Genomic DNA, 21,000 nt, shown 5'->3' with positions numbered 1-21,000 from the left:
GTAGTGCCGGGTTTCATAGAATTGTGGTTCGAAAGGCAGGTCGCATGTCTGCCAACGGCAACTGGCTCGCTCGAATCACTGCGACCACCGCGCCCGGCTCGGTGCTGCTGAGCCGTCTGTATGTCGGCGCGGTCTTTTTCTTCGAAGGCATTCTGAAGTTTCTGCGGACCGAGACGCTCGGCACCGGCCGGTTCGACAAGGCTGATATCCCGGCGGCGGGATTCGTTGCAGCACTCGACGGAGTATTCGAAATCGGCTGCGGTGCACTGATTCTGGCCGGTCTGCTTACGCGGCTCGCGGCGATCCCGATGATCGTGGACATGATCGGTGCACTGCTGATCACCAAATTGCCCATCGTCTGGGGTACGGCCGCACTGTTCACCGGCAAGTCCGGGTGGTGGGATTTCGTGCACGAATCCCGCGTCGACCTAGCCCAATTATGCGGAAGCGTGTTCTTGCTCATCGTCGGTGCGGGCGCCTACTCGGCCGATGCCGTGCTGGGCCGGGGAACCGGAAGTCGTCGGTAGGTGTCATTCGGCGCGTGTGTCATTGGTACCCGCAGGACAGGGCGATCGGCCCTGCCGATCGCCCTGCGAGCGGGCGCACAGTGTTGCTACCTGTCGAACCGATCCGCAGTCTGCCCCGGTTCGTGACGTCGAGGAGATGCCCGAGATGATGTATTGGTACGACCACGACCTCAATGGGTGGGGCTACGCCTGGATGAGCGTCGGGATGGTGTTGTTCTGGGGTCTGCTGATCGCCGCGTTCGTACTGGTGGTTCGCATGACCACCCGTTCCGATCACCCCGCCTCGACCGGTCCGTCACTGCGGACCGCCCAGCATCTGCTCGCGGAACGCTTCGCGCGCGGCGAGATCGATGAGAAGGAATATGTGAGTCGACTCGAGACGCTGCACGCGCATGCCGCGCCGCCGGGGTCACGGCGGTGATGAACGGCCCTACCCAGGAGTCGACCGGAGTCGCTATGCCGGTGATCGAACGAAGCAGTGTGGGGGATCGGGTCGAAGCTTTGCCGACTCGTCGGGCGATGGTGGGATCGGCGTTAGCGGTCGTGCGGGCGGGGAGGTTGGAGTTCTTCTCCGGCAACGGTTTCGCCGATCTCGCCGCGCATCGGCCGATGACCGTGGATACGGTGGTGCGGGTCGCGTCGATCACCAAGACGTTCACCGCAACCGGAATTATGCAGCTGGTGCAGCGCGGCCTGATCGACCTCGATGTCCCGGCCGAGCGGTACTTGCGCGCCTTTCCGCTCGTTCCCGCCGACCCCGGTTTTCGGCACGCCACCGTGCGCCACTTGTTGACTCACACTGCGGGGATCGGCGAGACAGTACATCCCACACGGGTTTTGCGGCCGGACTTCGGCGAGAGCGTGGAGCTCGGGACGCCGATACCAGCACTCGCGGACTACTACCGAGGTGGCTTGTGCCTGCGGGCCGAACCCGGCACTCGCTGGACCTACTCCAACCATGGGTTCGCCGCGCTCGGGCAGATCATCGCGGATGTCAGTGGAATCTCGTTGGCACAGTATTTGCGCGAGAATATCTTCCGGCCGCTCGGCATGACCGATACCGACCTGGAGCTCACGCCGAGCATGCGTGCTCGCCTCGCGACGGGCTACCACCTGCGGGGCAACGGACCACGCGCCATCACCCTTCGCGAGATGGTGACCGCCGGAGCCGCGTCGGCCTACTCGACGCCCCGCGACATGGCCCGCTATCTGGCGGCGCTCTCCGGCGGCGGGGCCAACGAATTCGGTGCGGTTGTCGAATCCAGCACGCTGGCAACGATGTTCGAGCCGCAGTATCAGCCGGATCGGCGGATACCGGGAATGGGGCTGGCCTTCTTCCGTGGCGTCGCGGGTAGTCATCGAATCGTCGAACATCAGGGCATACTGCCCGGGTTCGACTCCCAGATCTGGGTCGCGCCCGACGACGGACTCGGGATCTTCGCAAGCACCAACGGAGCGCACCGTGCCATGCTGTGGCTACCCGCGGAGGTTTCCGAGCTGATGAACGATCTGCTAGGTGTGCGCGCCGACGCGATTCGAACCGATGTCGCTCACCATCCGGAGATCTGGAACGAGATCTGCGGCTACTACCGCCTGCCCGGCGCCCTCACCGATCTTCGTGCCCGTTCCATGATCGGCGCCGGGGTGCAGGTCCGGATCCATTCCGGGAGGCCCGTGCTGCGGCTGTTGACCCCCGTTCCGAGCTTGCTGCGCGGATTGCCGCTGCATCCTGACGACCCCAGCGATCCGTGGGTATTCCGGGTCGACCTCACCCAGTTCGGCATCGGTACCGGCAGGATCGTGTTCACGCGGGCCCCGGCGAGCGACACGATGCACATGCATTTCGATCTCGTACCGATGACGCTGCTGCGCCGCGGCGACCGATAAACGAGGAATCAGCCGCGTGTGGCGCCGATGGCGGTCCGCACGGTCGCCGCGGCGCAGACACAGGAATTGGGCAGCTGGTCGGGGCGGGTTGTGGGTTGGCGATGGCGGGCGAGCGCTGCATTCCAGCCAGCGGCCCGCCATCGCCGTACGCCGATGATGCGGTGCGATGCCGCCGCAGCCGAGCAGGAGCCGTCGGTTCCCGGCATCCGCCCGATCACCTGGATGCGGTGGGGCATTCGGCCGCTCGCCGCATGACCTCCGGCTCTTGATCGGGCCGACAAATCGCCCCAGGCTAGAGCTGTGAACACAGGCGAGCAGGCCGCACAATTGATCGACGCGCGCCGATACGACGCGGTGATCTTCGATATGGACGGTGTGGTGACCGACAGCGCCTCGATGCACGCCGCCGCGTGGACCGACCTGTTCGACCCCTTCCTGGCGTCTCGCCCCGCCGGGCCTGGGCAGGACCGCTCGACCTTCACCGCGGCGGACTACCAGCGCTTCGTCGACGGCAAGCCGAGATATAGCGGTGTGGCGGATTTCCTTGCCGCACGCGGTATTTCGCTGCCTTGGGGCGTTCCGTCCGATCCGGAGGACGCCGCCACCGTCTGCAGCCTCGGCAACCGGAAGGATCATCTGTTCCAGGATCGGCTGGCCCGCGATGGCGTTCCGGTCTTCGAGTCCACTGTCGCCTTGGTGCGTGAACTGCGTGACGCGGGGATCGGTGCCGCGGTCTTCTCGGCCAGCCGCAACTGTGCCCAGGTGCTCGAGGCGGCCGGGATCGGGGACCTGTTCGCGGTACATGTCGACGGGATCGTCGCCGAAAATCTGGGGCTGCAGGGAAAACCCGATCCGGCGATGTTGGTCGAGGCGGCCCGGCGGCTCGGCGCGGATCCGGGCCGGACGGTCGTGGCCGAGGACGCCGAAGCGGGGGTAACGGCCGGACGGCGCGGCGGTTTCGCGCTGGTGATAGGTATCGATCGAACCGGGCACGCCGATCAATTGCGTGCCCATGGGGCCGATGTCGTGGTTGCCGATCTGGCCGAGGTGCGGGTGCGCGCCGGGTTCCGGCGCATGTCGGAGATTCCGGGTGCGCTGGAGTCATGGGCCCGGATATCGACTCTGCTCGATACCGCGAATGTGGCCGTGCTGATGGACTTCGACGGAACGCTCGCCCAGATCGTGCCCGATCCGGATGCCGCCGCCCTGGTCGACGGCGCGGCGGTCGCGATCACCGAACTCGCCGGTATCTGCCCGGTCGCGATCATCAGCGGTCGCGATCTCACCGATTTACGCAAACGGGTCGGGCTGGAGGGGATTTGGTATGCGGGCAGCCATGGTTTCGAATTGATCGATCCCGATGGCGGTTACCACGTACACGACGCGGCACCGACCGCCGAGCACGCCATTGCCGCTGCCGCGGATGAGCTGACCCGTCGAGTGGCCGAAATTCCCGGAATTCTGGTGGAGCACAAGCGATTCGCCGTCGCGGTGCACTACCGCAACGCCGCACCGGAGGTGGTGGCCAGTGTGATCGGCGCCGTGCACGCGGTCGCGCAACAGTCCGGGCTTCGGATCTCCAACGGTCGCAAGGTAACCGAGTTGCGCCCCGATACGGACTGGGACAAGGGCCGGGCGCTGGACTGGATCCTCGATCAGCTCGCCCGCCCGGAGCTGCCGATCTACCTCGGCGACGATCTCACCGACGAGGACGCCTTCGACGCGGTCGCCGCACACGGGATCGGAATCGTGGTGCGCCACAGCGAGGATGGCGATCGGCGCACGGCCGCACGGTTCGCGGTGGACGGGCCGGACCGGGCCAGGAAACTCCTCGACCGGCTCGCCGGGACATTGCATCGCGAATCCGACGCGGACACGGCCGATGCCTGGACACTGGCCTTCGACGGCTACGACCCCCACACGGAGAAACTCCGAGAAGCACTGTGCACGCTCGGCAACGGCTACTTCGCCACGCGCGGCGCGGCGCCGGAAGCACGGGCGGGGGAGCACCACTATCCTGGGACTTACGCGGCCGGCATCTACAACCGGCTCACCGACGAGATCGCCGGGCGGCAAGTCTCCAACGAGAGTCTGGTGAACCTGCCGAACTGGCTACCGGTGTCGTTCCGGATCGAGGACGGCCCGTGGTTCGACCTCGACACCGCAGAATTGCTGTTCTACCGGCAGGAACTGGACCTGCGCCGGGCCGTGCTCACCCGCCGCTTCCGGTTCCGCGACGCCGCGGGCCGGATCACCGCGCTCGAGCACCGGCGGGTGGTCGCTATGCACCGACCCCATGTCTGCGCTCTGGAGACCACGGTTGTCGCCGAGAACTGGTCGGGGCGCCTGGTGATCCGCTCGGCCCTGGACGGAGCTGTCCGAAATGAGCTGGTGCAACGCTATCGGGGACTGTCCGGCGACCATCTCACCGACATGCAGGGGACAAAGCTGTCCGCTGATTCGGTGTTGCTGACGGTACGGACCAGCAGGTCCGGAATTTCGGTGGCACTCGCGGCGCGCAGCAGGATCCTGCAGAACGGGGAAAACATCTACCGGGCAGGGGATTTCGTCGAACAAGATGGAGTGATCGGACACGATTTCACCGTCGAGGTGGCCGGCGGGGCGGCGGTCACCCTGGAGAAGACGGTCACCATCTGCACCGGGCGTGATCACGCGACCTCGACGCCGGAGGAGGAGGTCGTGCGCTGGCTGAGTGCCGAGGGCGGATTCGGGCAGCTGCTCGACGGTCACGTCGCGGCCTGGGAACGCCTGTGGGATCGGCTGTCCATCGAGCTCGAGGACCGCAAGAACGCGGCCCGTGTGCTGCGCGTCCATCTGCTGCATCTGCTGCAAACGCTCTCACCCAATACCGCCGACCTCGATGTCGGTGTCCCGGCGCGTGGACTGCACGGTGAGGCATATCGCGGACACGTGTTCTGGGATGAACTGTTCGTCTTCCCGGTCCTGAACCTGCGTTTTCCCGCCTTGACCCGATCGTTGCTCCGGTATCGCTACCGGCGACTGCCCGAGGCGCGGCGCGCGGCGCACGAAAATGGTTACTCCGGAGCGATGTTCCCATGGCAGTCCGGCAGCGACGGGCGCGAGGAAAGCCAGCAAATGCATCTCAATCCACGATCCGGGCGGTGGAATCCCGACCCGAGCCAGCGAGCGAATCACATCGGTATCGCGATCGCCCACAACGTGTGGCAGTACTACCAGGTGACCGGCGACCGCGAGTTCCTACGCGAATGCGGCACCGAGATGCTGGTGGAGATCGCCCGGTTCTGGGCCAGCATCGCCACCTACGACGCAACCCGGGACCGCTACCGAATTCGGGGTGTGATCGGACCGGACGAATTCCATTCCGGTTATCCGGCACGCCCTTTCGAGGGCATCGACGACAACGCCTACACCAACATCATGGCGGTGTGGGCAATCCGGCGCGCTCTCGACGCCCTCGACCTGCTCGCGCCGCGCGAACGCACCGAACTGCTGGAAACCCTCGGGGTGGCGCCATCGGAACCGCAGCATTGGGCCGAGGTCAGCCGCCACATGAACGTGCCACTCCACGATGGCATCATCAGCCAGTTCGAGGGCTACGACCAACTGGCCGAACTGGATTGGGCACGCTACCGGCAGCGGTACGGCGATATCCAGCGACTGGACCGCATACTCGAGGCAGAGGGCGACGACATCAATCGCTACCGGGCCGCCAAACAGGCAGACGTGCTGATGCTGTTCTATCTGCTGTCCTCCGACGAATTGCTGGAACTGCTGGGAGAACTCGGCTACGATCTGCCCGCATCGATGATCCCCCGCACCATCGACTACTACCTCGCACGGACCTCGCACGGATCGACGCTGAGCAGCGTCGTCCATTCATGGGTGCTGGCCCGCGCCAACCGGGAACGAGCGATGGAATTCTTCGACAGCGTCCTCGAGTCCGATATCGGTGACATCCAGGGCGGCACCACCGCCGAGGGTATCCACCTCGGCGCTATGGCAGGCAGCATCGACTTGTTGCAACGCTGCTTCACCGGGCTCGAAACCCGTGCCGAGCGTTTGATATTCGCGCCGCACTGGCCATCATCCCTTGGTGCGCTGACCTTCCCGATCACCTACCGCGGGCACCAACTCAGAATCCGAATCAGCGGCGGCGACGTCGAAGTCAGGTCGGAGCCAGGAAACTTGCCACCGATCGAGATCGAATGCCGCGGACAGATCGAACAGTTGGCCCCCGGCTGGACCTTCCGGGCTCGCGCCTAGCGCCCGCCCGGATTCGAATAGCACACTGCGGCAACGGAGGAGCCGATCATGCGGTGGTATCACGACTATCTGCGCTGGCTGTATCGCACCGGCCGTCCGAATCTGTTCGCGCGCGTACAGAATTGGCTCTCAGCCCGCGCTTTCGCGGCCGGAATCATGCCCCGTCGGGTAGCGGCGTTGGGGATCCGGGGCCGGCGCAGCGGTCGCCTCATCTGGTTTCCGATCGTGCTGACTGAATCCGACGGGCGGCGCTATGTGGTGTCGATGCTCGGTGCCAACGTCAACTGGGTGCGCAATCTGACCGCGGCAGACGGCCGAGCCATCCTGCGGCACGGTCGCCGGGAAGCGGTCCGGCTGGTATCGGTCGATCCGGAAAGCCGGGCCCCGGTCCACGGCGCTACCTCCAACTGGCACCGGGCGCGCGACCGCACATCCCGATACCACGCGATGCCCCGGTCGCCGAGTTCGAGCGCATCGCCCCGGACTATCCGGTATTCCGCATCGCCCCGGGCCAGTAGGCCCCGCACCGCGCTGCACGACAGGACATCGGCGACAGGACGTCGGTTGCGCTCGTTCCACGCGCTGGCCCGAGTGTCGGGGGCCAACGTCACCATCCCCGGTTACCTTGGCATCTGCCCCCGCGGCACCCCACCGAGAAGAATTGCCGTTATAGCAGGCAGTTTCCCAGCCGGTGGCCGGGCCGCGGCGGCTGCCGGGACAGGTGGCTGTGATGAGCGAATTGGGCCCGCTCGATTCGGGTTTCATGGAGATGGAAGACGCCGACCGGCACATCAGTCTCGGGATCGGCGCGATCGCGATCATCGCCGGTCCGGTACCGGCACGCCAGGAATTCACCGCCGCGATGGCTGGCAGCCTGGTGAGCGATAGTCGGCTCCGCCAGCGCGTACGCCGTACCGTCGCGGATCTCGCCGCCCCGGTGTGGGAGGACGATCCAAATTTCGATCTGGCACATCACCTGCGGTGGACGGCGCTGCCGGAGCCCGGCGACGAGGCGGCGCTGCGCGAATTGGTCGCCGCCGAACTCGAGGAACGACTCGACCGAGACCACCCGCTGTGGCAGTGCATCGTCGTCGAGCATCTGGCAGAGGATCGCTGGGCGCTGATCATCAAAGCCCATCACACGATGGTGGACGGCGCGTCCGGCATCGGCCTGTTCGAGAGTTTCTGCGATCCTGTCTCCAGCACGAGTGCGCCGCGCCCGACAACCGGAACACGTCAACAGATCAACGCTTTCGGATTGGCGGCCCAGAGCCTTCGACTGTCCATGGCCATGCCGAGAATGGCCTTCGACATGACGCGGGCCCTGATTCCGGTCGTGTACGCCGCAGTAACGCCGACCGGCACCTCCTCCTTCAACGGCCCGATCGGCCGACAGCGGCGCTACGCCGTCGCACGCGCGTCACTGGCGGACATCGCGGAGATCCGTGCCGCATTCGGTGTGACTGTCAACGATGTCGCCCTCGCCACCGTCGCCTCGGCCTACCGCACCGTGCTGCACAAGCGCGGCGAGGAACCGACCGCCGATAAGATCCGCATACTGGTACCGGTGTCCATGCGTCACGAGGACGCGAAATACGTTCTCGACAACCGAGTTTCGGCGATGCTGCCGTACCTGCCGGTCGAGATCTCCGATCCGGTCGAGCGGCTCACGGCCGTCCACCAGCGCATCGCACAACACCGATCACGCGGTGAGGCCGAAGCCGAGAAGTCCGTGCTGTCGATGGCGGGTCGGCTCCCATTCGCATTCGTCGCGTGGACCCTGCGGCTGGCCATGCATTACCCCCAGCACGGTGTCAGCGCGCTCGCCACGAATGTCCCGGGCCCGAGGCAGAAATTATCGCTACAGGGCCGCGAGGTCCTGGAAATCCTGCCCTGTATCCCGATCGCCATGCGACTGCGCACCACCATCGCGATCCTCAGCTACACCGACCAGCTGACCTTCGGCATCACCGGCGACTACGACACCACCCCCGATATCGACCTGATCGCCGACGAAATCGAACACGGAATCACAGAATTGCTGGACCGTGCCCGCGAACGAAACCAGAAGACGACTCTCGGCGATCGGCCGTCTTGACTGACGCGACCGGAAACCGGCCAGGCATCGAGCTGCCCCGATTCGGCCCTTGTCTGGAAGGGTTCGGTTCGTCGGGGTCCGCCAGGGCGCGTTCCGGATGGGCGTGTGCATGATGCGGTCGGCGAATGGAGCGGAGTTTCGGGCAGCAGCACCCGGTTATGTCGATAGTCTGATCGGCGTGATCGCTCCAGGGAGTTTCGATGGGCTCGAATCCGCACGCGCTCAGCTACATTCGGCTGCCCTCGACCTGCAAGGTAGCGACATCGCGCCCGAGCTGCGAGTGCAGCTTGGATTACTGGCCGCGCAAGTAGCGCTCGCCGAGTGCCTCGGGCCCGGAGTTGCCGCTGCCGCCGACGACGGGAGCGAGGCGCCACCACCTGCTGAGGCTGATCCGCTGACGGCGCGGGTCAACGTCGGGTGGGGCGTGAGGTCGAATAGGTTGTCTGGGACATCGACCTGATCGTCCGGAAACCTGGTCCCGCGGCAGCGAACTCGGTGAGGAGATCAACTCTGCCGGTGGCCCTGGCCCACCATGACATGGACCGGGTGCGAGAGCTGATCGCGCCGGATTTCATACTGGAGTACGGGTCCGGCTGTTGCCCTGGTGCGGGCACTACGACAGCCCGGACGGCTTCTTCGCCCTCTTCCCGCCTGACCCTCTTCGAGGAAACAGCGGCACCCCTTACCGCGCTCGGACAGGACCAATGACACAGCCGCTGCGGCACAGTAACCACAGCGCAACCACCTGCTGTTGAAAACCTCACTGGTCCATTCTTCGGCCTCAGCTGGTGCTCGCCCTGCTGCGCAAAGAGATTCGAATCTCCGTCGTGAACACCTCATCGCCGATATCCGGCCCATCCGGAACACTCGTCTACACGCGTAGGCCGCGAGTAACGCATGCATACTCGACCTGGATTCGTGTAGAGCACCTGCCGCCGACCCGCCGCGCGGAAATGGGGACTGGGAGTGCGAGCGGCACGGTATCGACCGATGTTTGCTGATTCCAGAATCGACGGACCTCGTCGTGTTCCCGGACGTGATCCGTTCCGGCGTGGTGACCGTATCGTTGGCGGCGAGCGCGTCGACGGCAGCTGACTAGGCGAGTTGCTAAGATTAGAAATTAATCTCTGTTGTGGTCGGGTTTCGGATGAGTGGAGAACATCATGGGCGATGCGCGCCAGCCGCTCTATCGAATGAAGGCCGACTTCTTCAAGACCCTGGGCCATCCGGCGCGGATCCGGGTGTTGGAGCTGCTCAGTGAACGTGACTACGCGGTCTCGGAGATGTTGCCGGAAGTCGGTATCGAGGCCGCCAATCTGTCTCAGCAGTTGGCGATCCTGCGCCGGACCGGGCTGGTTACCGCTCGCCGCGAGGGACTGTCTGTGTCGTATGCGTTGACCTCGCCGCGGGTTGCAGAGCTGTTGACGGTGGCGCGGGCGATCTTGACCGGAGTCGTCGCCGGTCAAGCCGAGTTGCTCGAGGGGCCAGTCGAGCCGACGTTGATCAGCAAGTCCGCGAGCTGACAATTCGAGCCGAGCATGAGTCGTTTACACGGGCGCAATGATTGCAGATTTTCTAAGATACATACTTTAGTGGATCGATTCGTGGGAGTGAGGCGTCGACAGTGACTATCGATTCCGCCGTCGAAGGCGATGAGTTGGCGCGGGTGATGTGGTGGGTGTCGTCGAGTTCGACCCGGCGCACGATGGTGACGCGCCAGCCTTCCACGATACCGACGCCGCTCGCCGCTGCTGGTGTCCGTGCCGGGTTGGTCGTGAATTCTATTGGCCCGCTGTAGTTTCGGACCAGCTCGGTGACCAGTGCGGCCGATGCGGCGAACTCGTCGCGGCGCACGGTGTAGCGGGCCAGCACATCACCGCCGGTCGCGCTGACTTCGGTCACCGGCAGTTCGACGGTCGGGTGTTCGATTCTGGCGTCGGTGGCGATACCGCTGGCCCGGGCGGGATAGCCGAGCGCACGGGCATCGTCGGTGGCCAGGACTCCGGTACCGGCGAATCGATCGTAGACACCCGCGTTGCCGAGGGTGAGCTCGGTGAGATCGGCGGCGATCGATCGCAGCTGGTCGGTATCGGGAAGCGCCTGCAGCACAACACCGCCCGGCCGGATCGCGCGCGCAGATCTCGTTGATCCGCAGCAGCTGTTCACGGATGCGCTGGGCGTGGGCGTTGGCCAAGCCGACGTCGTTGGCGAGGGCGGCGGCGTGGTTGTCGCGGCGATGCGGTTGACCGTGCTGCTCGCAGGGATGCGGGCCGCCCATGACGCGGCCTACCCGTTTCGGATCCGACGAGGCAGCCTGTCAGTGTGCCGCCGCGGTGGTGGGCTGTTCCAGCAGGTGCGGAGGTCGGTGGCCTCGGTGGGAGACCGGGAGATACCGGCGTGCGTGGTCGATCGCCTCGTGAGTCGTGGCGAAAATGCTCTGCGCGCCGTCGGCCGGTAGTGCGCCGATAGCGGTCAGGCGGCGTCTGTGGTCGCTGCGCAGTCCCGACATCAGCACCGTGATGTGGCGGTGCTCGAGCTTGCCGATGGCGTCCTTGAGCACGAGCGCGCCGGTGGTGTCCAACGCGGTGATCTTGGCCATGCGCAGGATGATGACCTTGACGTCGGCGACGTCGGCTAGCTCGAGCAGGAACCGGTGCGCGGCGGCGAAGAACAGCGGTCCGTCGATGCGGTAGGCGACGATGTGATCGCGCAGCAGGTCGTGTTCCTCGGCGAGATGGTCGCCCTCATCCAGCGGCACCTGTTCGAGCCGGGCCTCCCGCGCCACCGAACGCAGTGCGAGCACGACTGCGAAACCGACACCGACCGCAACGGCGGTGACCAGATCCAGTGCGACGGTGACACCGAAGGTGACCGCCATGACGATCCCATCACCCCAAGAGGCCCGCGCGATCGCGGCCAGCGACGCCGTCTCCACCATGCGCACGGTCGTTGCCAGCAGCACACCCGCCAGCGCGGCCAGCGGGATGTCGGCGACCAGCGGCGCGGCCAGGTAGATGATCGCCGCCAGGATTGCGGCGTGGGTGAGTGCCGCCAGGCGGGTGCGTGCGCCGGAGCGGACGTTGACCGCTGTGCGGGCGATCGCCCCGGTCGCGGGCACACCACCGAACAGCGGTGCGGCGATATTAGCCAAGCCCTGACCGAACAGCTCCCGATCCGGGTTGTGCCGAGTGCCCACTGACATCGAATCCGCCGCGGTCGCCGACAGCAGTGACTCGAGTGCGGCGAGTGCGGCCACCGCCAGGGCCGGTCCGATCAGTGAGCCGAGTTCGTCGAGGTGCACGAAGCTCAGCGACGGTGCGGGTAGCCCCGATGGAATAGTCCCGATGCGGGCGAGATCCATATCGAACACCGCCGCGACGACCGTGGCGGCGGCGACCGCGGCCACCGCGAACGGCAGCTTGGGAAGATAGCGGCCACCGATCAGGATCACTGCGGCCACCATGAGCGCGGTGACCGGCGTGGCCACGCTCGGTGTCTCGATGAAGCGGCGCACCGCGTCGACGGCCGACTGCCACACCTTGTCGCCGCTGGCATCGGTGATACCGAGTGCGGCCGGAAACTGTTGCAGCGCAATCACGACCGCGATACCCGCGGTGAACCCCTCGATCACCGGGGCGGGCATGTACCTGACCGCGCGCCCGACCCCGGCCGCCGCCAGCACCACCAGCAGCAGCCCCGCCATCAACCCGACCGCGAGTACGCCGCTGGCACCGTGGGCATGCACGATCGGTACCAGCACCACTGTCATGGCCCCGGTCGGGCCCGACACCTGGAACCGGGAACCGCCGAATACCGCCGCCAGCGCGCCCGCGATCACGGCGGTGGCCAAACCGCCCGCCGCGCCCAACCCCGAGCTGATGCCGAATCCCAGTGCCAGCGGCAACGCCACCAGCGCCACGATCAACCCGGCCAGCAGATCCGCGCCGGGAGCCCGGAGCGCGGGCCGCCATTCCGACCAGGTCGGTAGCAGTGACCGCACGATCAGCGCGCGCCGAGCAGGCGCAACTTCAGACCGGCCAACTGCTCGCGCAGTACCTCGGGCAGCCGGTTGCCGCCGATGGTGGCGTACCACTCATCGATCGAACGGGTCTCGGCCACCCACTCCTCGATATCGACCGCCAGCGCGTCACCCACCAGGTCTCGATACCCGTCGGCGATCCCGGTGAGATCGAGCGCATCCGGGGTCGGCACCAGACCGACAGGTGTCCACAGCGCGGGTGCCTCGTCGTCGAGGCGTTCCAGGGCCCACTTCAGAACCCGGACGTTGTCGCCGAAGCCCGGCCACAGGAACTTGCCGTCGGTGCTGCGCCGGAACCAGTTGACCTGGAAGATCTTCGGCAGCTTCGCCGGGTCGGCGGCCGCGCCCAGTTTCAGCCAGTGTGCGAAGTAGTCCCCCACGTGGTAGCCCAGGAACGGCAGCATCGCCATCGGATCACGCCGCACCACACCGACTTTGCCCGCCGCCGCGGCGGTGGTCTCCGACGACAGCACCGACGCGGTGAAAACGCCGTGCTCCCAGTCGAAGGATTCGGCGATCAGCGGCACTGTGGTGGCCCGGCGGCCGCCGAAGAAGATCGCCGAAATCGGCACTCCGGTCGGGTCGTTCCACTCCGGAGCCACCGACGGGCACTGCTCGATCGGTGTGCAATAGCGCGAATTCGGGTGCCCGGCAGGTGTTCCCGCCTCCGGTGTCCAGTCGTTTCCATGCCAGTCGATCAGGTGCGCTGGCGGCTGTTCAGTCAGCCCCTCCCACCAGATATCGCCGTTGTCGGTGCGGGCGGTATTGGTGAAGATCGAGTTCCCGGCCTCGATCGTGGCGATTGCGTTCGGATTCGTTTTCGCGCCGGTCCCCGGTGCGACTCCGAAGAACCCGGCCTCCGGGTTCACCGCATACAGTCGCCCGTCGGCGCCGAAGCGCATCCAGGCGATATCGTCGCCGATGGTCTCGGCTTTCCAGCCGGGCAGCGCCGGTTCGAGCATCGCGAGGTTGGTTTTACCGCAGGAGGACGGGAATGCCGCCGCGATGTAGTGCGTTTTGCCCTGCGGGGAGGTGAGTTTCAGGATCAGCATGTGCTCGGCCAGCCATCCCTCGTCGCGGCCGATCACCGAGGCGATCCGCAGCGCGAAGCACTTCTTACCGAGCAGGGCATTGCCGCCGTACCCGGACCCGTAACTCCAAATTGTGCGCGACTCCGGGAAATGCGCGATGTATTTGGTGTGATCGCACGGCCACGGCACATCCTGCTCGCCGGGACTCAGCGGCGAGCCAACCGAGTGCAGGCACTTCACGAATTCGGTTTCACCGGTGAGCGATTCCCACACCGGTGTACCCGAGCGGGTCATGATCTGCATCGACACCGCGACGTAGGCCGAATCGGTGATCTGCACACCATATTTCGGCTCCGGGGCATCCAGCGGGCCCATGCAGAACGCGATCACATACATCGTGCGCCCTGACATCGCGCCACGGTAGTGCTCGCTCATCACGGTCTTCATATCGACCGGATCAACCCAATTGTTCGTCGGTCCCGCATTCGAGGGATCTTCCGAGCAGATGAATGTGCGATCCTCTACCCGCGCCACGTCATCGGGATCGGAGACGCACCAGAACGAATTCGGTTTGGCCGTCAGCGGCACGAAGGTGCCCTTGGCTACCAGCTCCGCGGTCAGCCGGTCCCATTCCGCCCGGGAGCCGTCACACCAGACGATCCGATCCGGCGCGGTCAGCTCCGCCACCTTCTCGACCCAGGCGGCGACACCGGAATGATCGGTCGGGGCCGAGGCGGCCACCGTGGGGGCGGAGCTATCGATCACTGCTGCTCTCCTTCGGATTCGCGTACGTATCTAGTTTAGAAATCGTGCAATCAGTTAGCCAGCAGGTCGCCTCGTGAGAAATCGCACTCCCGCCAGGCATGTCTCCATCTCCGGGAAGCCGCAACCACGAGCAAGGGCCTCGAGAGGAAGTGCCGGGGTCCCGAACCGTATTCGACGCCCCGATCTCACGAACGATCAGCCGGTTGAGGTGGCAACTTACAAGATCTCAGCACTGCCCACACGCCCGTGGCGGCTGGCATACCGCGAACCAGCGATCTGAAGACTTGCGAATTTTAGCAAACAGATCGGATTCTCCTCGATCGAGGGTGTTAGCCGCGGCTGGCATGACCGCCGCTGCGCGCCGATGGGGGATACTAGTTGCATAATTGCGAACATGACCAGGATGTTGATCAGATGACCGAACGTACGACACCGACACTCCCGCAGCGGATCGCCTACATCTGCGGGCGTACCTTGCCCGCGTCGATGTCGGAATGGGTGCGCAACGATCTGACCGGTCCTGGCGCGACTCGGCGTTACCTGATGCGGTTCCTCATCCCGATCATCCCGGTGCTGTGCCTGTTTCTGCTGGTCCCGGGGCCACTCTGGATGGGCCTGGCGATGATGGCACTGCTATATCTGCCGCTGATCTACTTCACCGCTGCCCTGATGTTCGTCTACCGTCGCGCGCGCCTGGTCAAGCACGGACTCGATCCCGCCCTGGCCGACTCTCGACAGCGTGACCGCGCAGCAGCACAGCGACTGGACTACGAACGCCGCCACGGACGCGCCTGAACGCCAGCCACCCACTGTCCCCGCGTGATCGAACAATCGCGAATATCGGCAACAACCTCGAAGGAGACGAGTGGGACGCGGGTAACGCCGATCGGCCGACTGCGCGGCCGGATTCTGCGGTGCTACCACTGCGCGTTGCTGTGCCGAACCTCCGTGCTGGAGCCCAGAGCACGCTGCTGCCCGCGATGCGGCGCACAGCCGCTGGTCGATATCAGTACGGGAAGGCCATTCTCCCCACCGGTGCACCTCTGATCGGAACCGTCACCGCTCGCGACGGCCTACATATTCAGCCACCAAATCCAGCACACGAAAGTAGAAACATGCCCATTGCCACGCTCAACGGGGTGCGGATCAACTACGACGTCACCGGAACCGGCACGCTGGTATTGATGATCATGGGGACCGGCGGCCCGGGCAGGGTCTGGCGGACCCACCAGGTTCCCACTCTGGTCAAGGCCGGATTCCGGGTTGCGACGATGGACAACCGCGGGATCGCGCCCTCAGACGAATGCGCCACCGGCATGAGCTTCGATAACTTGGTCGGTGACACCGCGGCACTGATCGAACACCTCGGCGCTGGTCCCGCGCATGTGGTCGGCACATCGTTGGGTGCCCGGGTGGTCCAGGAGTTGGCGTTGGCGCGGCCCGACCTCGTCGGCAAGGCGGTCATGGTGGCGACCGCCGGGCGTCCCCATCCACTGTCGCGCACCCTCAACCTGGGCGAGCAGGGGCCCTCTACGACAAAGGTGTTCAGCTGCCTCCGCAGTACGCGGCGGCCATCAACGCGATGCTGAATCTTTCGCCCACACGATGCAGGACCCGACCCGCGCCCAGGAATGGCTCGACATCTTCGAATTCACCTCGGGCACACCGGCGCCGGGCGTGCGGGCACAGATCGGGATGGATCGCTCCTCCGACCGCCGCGGCGACTACGCGCAGATCAGCGTCCCCAGCCTTGTCATCGGTTTCGCCGACGACAAAATGGCACCGCCAGTTTTCGGCCGTGAAGTCGTCGACGCGATCCCCGGTGCCAGGTACGTCGAAATCGAACGCTGCGGTCACTACGGCTACCTGGAGCGACCCGACGAGATCAACCGCGTGATCATCGACTTCCTCACCGCGGCGTAACAACGCCCGGCAGCCCACAATCAGGAGACCTCGATGAACCAGCCCCTGCCACCGTGTCCGGCATGTTCGAGCGAATACACCCCAGCGTGACCGGTGTGTGCGTCGGTTGACCGCATCATCGGACGTCGAGTCAGTGGTCTTGTAGCGATTGGATGGCTGCGCGGAGTTTGGTGGTGGCTTCGGCGGCGACGGGTTCGAGTTCGGGTTCGCCGGTGAGCTGGACCATGAGGTCCGGGTTCATGGCTTCGATGATGATGGTGTCGGCGGCTGTGGGGTCGCTGCGGACGATCACGTTGCAGGGCAGTAGGAGTCCGATCTGGCGGTTCACGCCGACGGCGCGGTGGGCCAGAGGTGGGTTGCAGGCGCCGAGGATTCGGTAGTTCTCCATGTCCTGGCCGAGTTTGGCCTTCAGTGTGGCTTGCATGTCGATGTCGGTGAGGACGCCGAATCCCTGTTCGGACAGGGCTTTACGGGTCAGTTCAACGGCTTCGTCGAAGCTGGTGTGCAGTGTGGTCGAGAGGGCTAGGTTCATGATGCGGTCCGCTTTCGGTCGGTTCGGTTGGGGTGATGCGGTGTCGGGTGTGTGGCATTGCGCAGTTGGTCGCGGTGTCGGGAACGCCCAGGCGATGGAGTAGTAGTGTCGCCGGACACCATCCCATTGCGCTGTAGAGCAGCAGGTTCGCACCGACGAGCCCGGTCGCTATCAGCCACCACGGCGAGGCCACCGCGGCCAGCAGCGTGCTGACCAGTACGAACGTGCCTGCCAGCAGCGGCACGAGCCGCGCGATGGACCAGCCGCGCTGGCGAGCCGGTAGGTGCATGATTTCCAATCGTGTTGGGATCCGTGGTTGTTCAGGCCAGGGCGAGGAAGAGCTTCTCCAGCTCGACTTCGGTCATCGGCTCGGAACCGTCGGCGCTTTGTCCGGTGAGGCATTCACGCAGTCCGGTCGCGACGATCTTGAATCCGGCCCGGTCGAGCGCGCGTGACACGGCGGCGAGTTGGGTGACGACGTCCTTGCAGTCGCGACCCTGCTCGATCATGGAGATCACGCCGGCGAGTTGGCCGTGTGCGCGGCGCAGCCGGTTGAGTACCTGGGCGATAGTTTCTTCGTTGCCGACCATGGTGTTTCCCTTTTCGTTGGATACCTCACTCAAGGATACCCATGGGGGTATATACGGTGAGCGGCGTAGGTGATTTCAGTGGTGGGCGAAGCTGATCGAGGGGAGTGCCCTGCGCAGCCAGTTCGGTGACCACCAGGCGCCGTGTCCGGTGAGCCGCAGTAGCACCGGCAGTAGCACCAGTCGTACCGCGGCCGCGTCGAGCAGAACCGCGACGCCGAGGATGATGCCCATCTCCTTCGGGGGCAGCGGCTCGGAGAGTGCGAAGGTGAAGAACACCGCGACCATGACCGCGGCGGCGGCGAAGATCACCCGTCCGGAGTGCGCCAGGCCGTCGACCTGGGCGGTCTTCGGGTCACCGGTGTGCTCGTAGTGTTCCTTGGCCGTGGCCAGCAGAAATACCGTGTAGTCCATCGCGATCGCGAAGATCATGGCGAAGAAGAACACCGGTCCCCACCCGTCGAGGAAGCCTTGCGGGGTGAAGCCGAGCAGTCCTGCGCCGTGTCCGTCCTGGAAGATCAGTTTCGCGACGCCGAAGGCCGCGGCGGTGGACAGCAGGCTGACTACGGTGCCGAGGGCGGCGATCACCGGTGCTTGCAGCGCGATCAGCAGCAGGGCAAAGCCGAGGATGAGGATGATCGCCACGATGATCGGGAAGTAGTCGTCGAGAGCTCGCTGCAGGTCGAGGTTCTCCGCGGGTGCGCCGCCGACCAGTGCGGCAGCGGGCAGCTCGTCACGCAATCGGTCGAGGATTGCGCCCATCCGCGGGTCCGATGGATCGACCTCGGGTAGTGCCTGCATCGTCGCTAGGCCGCTGTCGTCGAGTGCGAGCTGCGGCGGGGTGACCATGCTGATCCCGTCGACTCCCTTGACTGCTGCGGCGACCTGGGCGGCCTGGGCGGCCGGGGTGATGATCTGCAGCATGCCGGGTGCGCCCTCGCCCATCTGGGCCTGGACCAGTTCGTAGCCTTGGCGCACCGGCGCGTCGGTCGGCACGACCTCGATGGAGGGCATGGCCACTTTCAGTCCGAACACCGGGATCGACAGGGCGATCAGCACCGTGACCGCGCCGATCGCGAACGGCCACGGATGGTTGTGCAGCAGCCCACCCCACGCCGCGAATCGCGGCGAGCGGTGCTGCTGATGCTTGGCATGCGGCAGCGCGCCAGCATTGATCTTGCCGCCCAGCGCCCCCAACGCGGCGGGCAGCAGGGTCATGGTGGCCAGCAGCACGAAGAACACCGCGAACATGATCCCGACCGCCATCGTCCGCACCGCGGGCGCTGGCACGATCAGCACCGCCGACAAGCTGACCAGGACCGTCAGCCCGGACAGCGCAACCGCCTTGCCCGCGGTGTTCATTGTTTCGGCGACCGCCGCCTCGGGGCTGGGGGCGGTGGTGCGTGCGTCACGGAAGCGGGCGACGATGAACAGCGCGTAGTCGATACCGAGCGCCAAGGCGAACATCATCGCGAAGTTCATTGCCCACACCGAGATCGGAGTGAGGTGGTTGAGCAGTACCAGTCCACCGGCCGAGGCGACCAGCCCCGCCAGGGTGAGCAGCAGCGGCAGCCCGGCGGCGACGAGGGATCCGAACGCCAGCACCATGATCGCCAAAGTCACCGGCCAGGAAAACATTTCGGCCTTGATCATGGCGTCGTGGTTGGCCTTGTTGAAATCGCTCCACAGCGCTGAGCTGCCCGTGGGATAGACCTCGATGCCGTTGCCGGACAAGGCGGTCAACGCGCCGGAGTGCTCGTCGACGGCCTTGACCATGTCATCGGTGGAGGCGTTCGCGCCCGCGATGAAAACGCCGGTGTGCCCGTCGGGGGTGACCGAGGTCCCCGGCTGGGGTGCGATCAGTTCACCGAAGCGCGCATCGCCGGTGAAGACCTCGGCGATCTCGCCGAGCACCCGCTGAACCGCCGGACTCTCGATGGTCTCGGTATCGGAATGGACCACCACCTGCACCGCCGCCGAGGAGTTCCCGCCGAAATGCTGCTGCGCCAGCTCGCGCACCCGCACCGACTCCGACCCGTCGGCCTGCCACCCCGCCCCCGCAAGCGAGGTGAACACACTCGGCGCGGCGGCGCCCAGGACGATCAACACCAGCAACCAGACACCGAACACGACCCGGGCATGCCCGGCCATCGCAGATCCGAGCCTGCCCAGCATCCCGCCGGAGCTGCTCGGCGGTGCGGTGTCGCGAGCCGGGGAAACAACCACAGAGTCGGTCATCGCTATCTCCTTCATACCCCAGGGGGTATATTGATGTCAGATCCGAAGATACCCCATGGGGTATAGGAAGGTGAAGGGTGGCATCCGGCACAGCGCCTGTCGGAGTCGTCGGACACCGATATGGAAGGAAGCTGAAAATGGCCGCGATAGATCTCTACCTCGACCCGGTGTGCCCATTCGGATGGGTGGCCGCACAGTGGCTGCTGGATGCCGCCCACGAGCATCGGACGTCGGTCACGCTGCGGCAGATGAGCTTGGCCGTGCTCAATGACGGCAACGACGTCGACGCCCATCATCGGCCGATGATCGACAGATCGCGGCGGCTCGGACGCCTCTTCGCGGCCGTCACCGCCCAGCACGGGCCGGATGGGTTCGCGCGCCTGTATCGAGCCTTCGGCGCGAGTGCCCATGACCAGCGGGAACAGGTCACTCTCGCCGCCATCGCGGACATGCTCCAAAGTCTCGGAATGGACCGGTCACTGGCCGCTACCCTCGACGCCAGCGAACTGGACCAAGCCGTTGCCCGGGCCCACGAAGTCAGCCAGCAAGTGCTAGGAGGACGTGGTGGCAGCCCGATCATCGCCATCGACGGCCACGGTTTCTTCGGCCCGGTTCTCACTCGGATTCCCGATGCCGAGAAAGGCGCCGCCCTGCTCGACGCCCTGATCGCCGCGGCGGGAACGCCGGAATTCGCTGCCCTGCAACGGCCGTACTCGGGGCCGCCGACCACCGAACGGGAACAGGGCACCTGATGTGCTACCCGGTCAGCTGCCGCAGCCGCGGAAAGACGACGTGGTTCGGGTGCGGAGCGCACGGCGACCAGGTCCGGGTCATTGTCCCGAAACCGCTGGGGCACCAAGGATATTCGGGTCAGACCCGCTCGACAGCACTCACGGGAACGTCGGTGACTCAGGGTGCGCGGTAGCGCACAGCGAATGAAACGGACAGCAGACCCGCTCCGGCCATCGGCTGATGTGCAGGGCGGGTGTGTCCGTCATACCCGCAGAATCGAAAGTCGTGGCAATGACGGTGTCGTCCATGGCTGTCCGCGCGCCCGCCGACAGCGCGAACCAGCATCATGGTGCGGACTTCGGGAACGCCGGATTG

At 65.6% G+C, this 21,000-nt stretch carries 18 protein-coding genes and 1 pseudogene; 11 read left to right on the top strand and 8 right to left on the bottom strand.

The genetic code is table 11. The annotated features are described in order from the left end of the window. The first annotated feature begins 44 nt into the window (after positions 1–44). The 5 genes from ACQP2U_RS18885 to otsB all read left to right on the top strand — a co-directional run bounded on the left by ACQP2U_RS18885 (position 45) and on the right by otsB (position 6,680). Entirely contained in the window at positions 45–527 is a 483-nt protein-coding gene (locus ACQP2U_RS18885; protein WP_433715850.1) for a DoxX family protein, read from the top strand. A gap of 136 nt (positions 528–663) precedes the next feature. Beyond that, positions 664–948 (top strand): SHOCT domain-containing protein, encoded by a 285-nt coding sequence (locus tag ACQP2U_RS18880; protein WP_433715849.1) that lies wholly within the window; start codon positions 664–666, stop codon positions 946–948. Between the two features lie 35 nt (positions 949–983). Beyond that, positions 984–2,414 (top strand): serine hydrolase domain-containing protein, encoded by a 1,431-nt coding sequence (locus tag ACQP2U_RS18875; protein ID WP_433715848.1) that lies wholly within the window; start codon positions 984–986, stop codon positions 2,412–2,414. A gap of 18 nt (positions 2,415–2,432) precedes the next feature. Next, positions 2,433–2,669, top strand: coding sequence for a hypothetical protein (locus tag ACQP2U_RS18870; protein WP_433715847.1), 237 nt, complete (start codon positions 2,433–2,435; stop codon positions 2,667–2,669). A gap of 45 nt (positions 2,670–2,714) precedes the next feature. After that, a complete protein-coding gene (gene otsB, locus ACQP2U_RS18865) occupies positions 2,715–6,680 on the top strand; it encodes a trehalose-phosphatase (RefSeq protein WP_433715846.1) in 3,966 nt (1,321 codons plus the stop codon). Positions 6,681–6,931: 251 nt separating this feature from the next. Here the strand turns inward: otsB and ACQP2U_RS18860 are convergent, their stop codons facing one another. Then, positions 6,932–7,294, bottom strand: coding sequence for a hypothetical protein (locus tag ACQP2U_RS18860; protein WP_433715845.1), 363 nt, complete (start codon positions 7,292–7,294; stop codon positions 6,932–6,934). A gap of 116 nt (positions 7,295–7,410) precedes the next feature. Between ACQP2U_RS18860 and ACQP2U_RS18855 the strand changes: the two genes are divergently transcribed. Together ACQP2U_RS18855 and ACQP2U_RS18850 are read left to right on the top strand one after the other, a co-directional pair. Continuing rightward, positions 7,411–8,778 (top strand): wax ester/triacylglycerol synthase family O-acyltransferase, encoded by a 1,368-nt coding sequence (locus ACQP2U_RS18855; RefSeq protein WP_433715844.1) that lies wholly within the window; start codon positions 7,411–7,413, stop codon positions 8,776–8,778. 1,163 nt (positions 8,779–9,941) lie between these two features. Then, positions 9,942–10,301, top strand: a complete 360-nt coding sequence (locus ACQP2U_RS18850; protein WP_419150678.1) for an ArsR/SmtB family transcription factor — start codon at positions 9,942–9,944, stop codon at positions 10,299–10,301. Between the two features lie 136 nt (positions 10,302–10,437). On the opposite strand, the pseudogene ACQP2U_RS18845 reads toward ACQP2U_RS18850, so the two are convergent. The 3 genes and pseudogenes from ACQP2U_RS18845 to ACQP2U_RS18835 all read right to left on the bottom strand — a co-directional run. Then, positions 10,438–11,005 (bottom strand): annotated as a pseudogene (locus ACQP2U_RS18845) (formate hydrogenase); the annotation flags it as partial. 90 nt (positions 11,006–11,095) lie between these two features. After that, entirely contained in the window at positions 11,096–12,778 is a 1,683-nt protein-coding gene (locus ACQP2U_RS18840) for a SulP family inorganic anion transporter (RefSeq protein ID WP_433715843.1), read from the bottom strand. Between the two features lie 2 nt (positions 12,779–12,780). Further along, positions 12,781–14,613, bottom strand: a complete 1,833-nt coding sequence (locus ACQP2U_RS18835) for a phosphoenolpyruvate carboxykinase (GTP) (RefSeq protein ID WP_433715842.1) — start codon at positions 14,611–14,613, stop codon at positions 12,781–12,783. A 414-nt stretch (positions 14,614–15,027) separates the two neighbouring features. Here ACQP2U_RS18835 and ACQP2U_RS18830 point away from each other — a divergent pair, with 414 nt between their 5' ends. From ACQP2U_RS18830 to ACQP2U_RS18820, 3 genes are all read left to right on the top strand, one after another. Continuing rightward, on the top strand, positions 15,028–15,408 hold the full coding sequence (locus ACQP2U_RS18830; RefSeq protein WP_433715841.1) for a DUF5313 family protein: 381 nt from the start codon (positions 15,028–15,030) through the stop codon (positions 15,406–15,408). A 320-nt stretch (positions 15,409–15,728) separates the two neighbouring features. Then, positions 15,729–16,202, top strand: coding sequence for an alpha/beta fold hydrolase (locus ACQP2U_RS18825; protein WP_433715840.1), 474 nt, complete (start codon positions 15,729–15,731; stop codon positions 16,200–16,202). After that, the gene (locus ACQP2U_RS18820) at positions 16,102–16,536 is read left to right on the top strand and encodes an alpha/beta fold hydrolase (RefSeq protein WP_433716523.1); all 435 of its coding nucleotides are present in this window, start codon (positions 16,102–16,104) and stop codon (positions 16,534–16,536) included. Before ACQP2U_RS18825 ends, ACQP2U_RS18820 begins: the two co-directional genes overlap by 101 nt. 130 nt (positions 16,537–16,666) lie before the next feature. Here the strand turns inward: ACQP2U_RS18820 and ACQP2U_RS18815 are convergent, their stop codons facing one another. From ACQP2U_RS18815 to ACQP2U_RS18800, 4 genes are all read right to left on the bottom strand, one after another. Continuing rightward, positions 16,667–17,068, bottom strand: a complete 402-nt coding sequence (locus ACQP2U_RS18815) for a DUF302 domain-containing protein (RefSeq protein WP_433715839.1) — start codon at positions 17,066–17,068, stop codon at positions 16,667–16,669. After that, positions 17,016–17,357 carry a YgaP family membrane protein gene (locus ACQP2U_RS18810; protein WP_433715838.1) on the bottom strand — a complete coding sequence of 114 codons (342 nt, stop codon included), beginning with the start codon at positions 17,355–17,357 and terminating at the stop codon, positions 17,016–17,018. Before ACQP2U_RS18810 ends, ACQP2U_RS18815 begins: the two co-directional genes overlap by 53 nt. Positions 17,358–17,388: 31 nt before the next feature. Further along, positions 17,389–17,658 carry a metal-sensitive transcriptional regulator gene (locus ACQP2U_RS18805; RefSeq protein WP_433715837.1) on the bottom strand — a complete coding sequence of 90 codons (270 nt, stop codon included), beginning with the start codon at positions 17,656–17,658 and terminating at the stop codon, positions 17,389–17,391. A 75-nt stretch (positions 17,659–17,733) separates the two neighbouring features. After that, positions 17,734–19,893 carry an MMPL family transporter gene (locus ACQP2U_RS18800; RefSeq protein ID WP_433715836.1) on the bottom strand — a complete coding sequence of 720 codons (2,160 nt, stop codon included), beginning with the start codon at positions 19,891–19,893 and terminating at the stop codon, positions 17,734–17,736. A 137-nt stretch (positions 19,894–20,030) separates the two neighbouring features. On the opposite strand from ACQP2U_RS18800, the gene ACQP2U_RS18795 reads away from it, so the two are divergent. Beyond that, positions 20,031–20,645: a mycothiol-dependent nitroreductase Rv2466c family protein gene (locus ACQP2U_RS18795; RefSeq protein ID WP_433715835.1), complete on the top strand. Its 615-nt coding sequence runs from the start codon at positions 20,031–20,033 to the stop codon at positions 20,643–20,645. The last annotated feature ends 355 nt before the right edge of the window (positions 20,646–21,000 follow it).

Origin of the sequence: Nocardia sp. CA-084685, assembly GCF_050955785.1 — a bacterium.
Lineage (GTDB): Bacteria > Actinomycetota > Actinomycetes > Mycobacteriales > Mycobacteriaceae > Nocardia.
Note: the sequence above shows the minus strand (reverse complement) of the source record. Positions and strands in the feature narration are given on the sequence as shown.

What these genes read in the sequence shown, in the direction of transcription:
- ACQP2U_RS18885 (WP_433715850.1), top strand. Translation starts at nt 45, where the DNA reads ATGTCTGCCAACGGCAACTGGCTCGCTCGAATCACTGCGACCACCGCG.
- ACQP2U_RS18880 (WP_433715849.1), top strand. Translation starts at nt 664, where the DNA reads ATGCCCGAGATGATGTATTGGTACGACCACGACCTCAATGGGTGGGGC.
- ACQP2U_RS18875 (WP_433715848.1), top strand. Translation starts at nt 984, where the DNA reads ATGCCGGTGATCGAACGAAGCAGTGTGGGGGATCGGGTCGAAGCTTTG.
- ACQP2U_RS18860 (WP_433715845.1), bottom strand. Translation starts at nt 7,294, where the DNA reads ATGGTGACGTTGGCCCCCGACACTCGGGCCAGCGCGTGGAACGAGCGC.
- ACQP2U_RS18855 (WP_433715844.1), top strand. Translation starts at nt 7,411, where the DNA reads ATGAGCGAATTGGGCCCGCTCGATTCGGGTTTCATGGAGATGGAAGAC.
- ACQP2U_RS18850 (WP_419150678.1), top strand. Translation starts at nt 9,942, where the DNA reads ATGGGCGATGCGCGCCAGCCGCTCTATCGAATGAAGGCCGACTTCTTC.
- ACQP2U_RS18830 (WP_433715841.1), top strand. Translation starts at nt 15,028, where the DNA reads ATGACCGAACGTACGACACCGACACTCCCGCAGCGGATCGCCTACATC.
- ACQP2U_RS18825 (WP_433715840.1), top strand. Translation starts at nt 15,729, where the DNA reads ATGCCCATTGCCACGCTCAACGGGGTGCGGATCAACTACGACGTCACC.
- ACQP2U_RS18815 (WP_433715839.1), bottom strand. Translation starts at nt 17,068, where the DNA reads ATGAACCTAGCCCTCTCGACCACACTGCACACCAGCTTCGACGAAGCC.
- ACQP2U_RS18810 (WP_433715838.1), bottom strand. Translation starts at nt 17,357, where the DNA reads ATGCACCTACCGGCTCGCCAGCGCGGCTGGTCCATCGCGCGGCTCGTG.
- ACQP2U_RS18805 (WP_433715837.1), bottom strand. Translation starts at nt 17,658, where the DNA reads ATGGTCGGCAACGAAGAAACTATCGCCCAGGTACTCAACCGGCTGCGC.
- ACQP2U_RS18800 (WP_433715836.1), bottom strand. Translation starts at nt 19,893, where the DNA reads ATGACCGACTCTGTGGTTGTTTCCCCGGCTCGCGACACCGCACCGCCG.
- ACQP2U_RS18795 (WP_433715835.1), top strand. Translation starts at nt 20,031, where the DNA reads ATGGCCGCGATAGATCTCTACCTCGACCCGGTGTGCCCATTCGGATGG.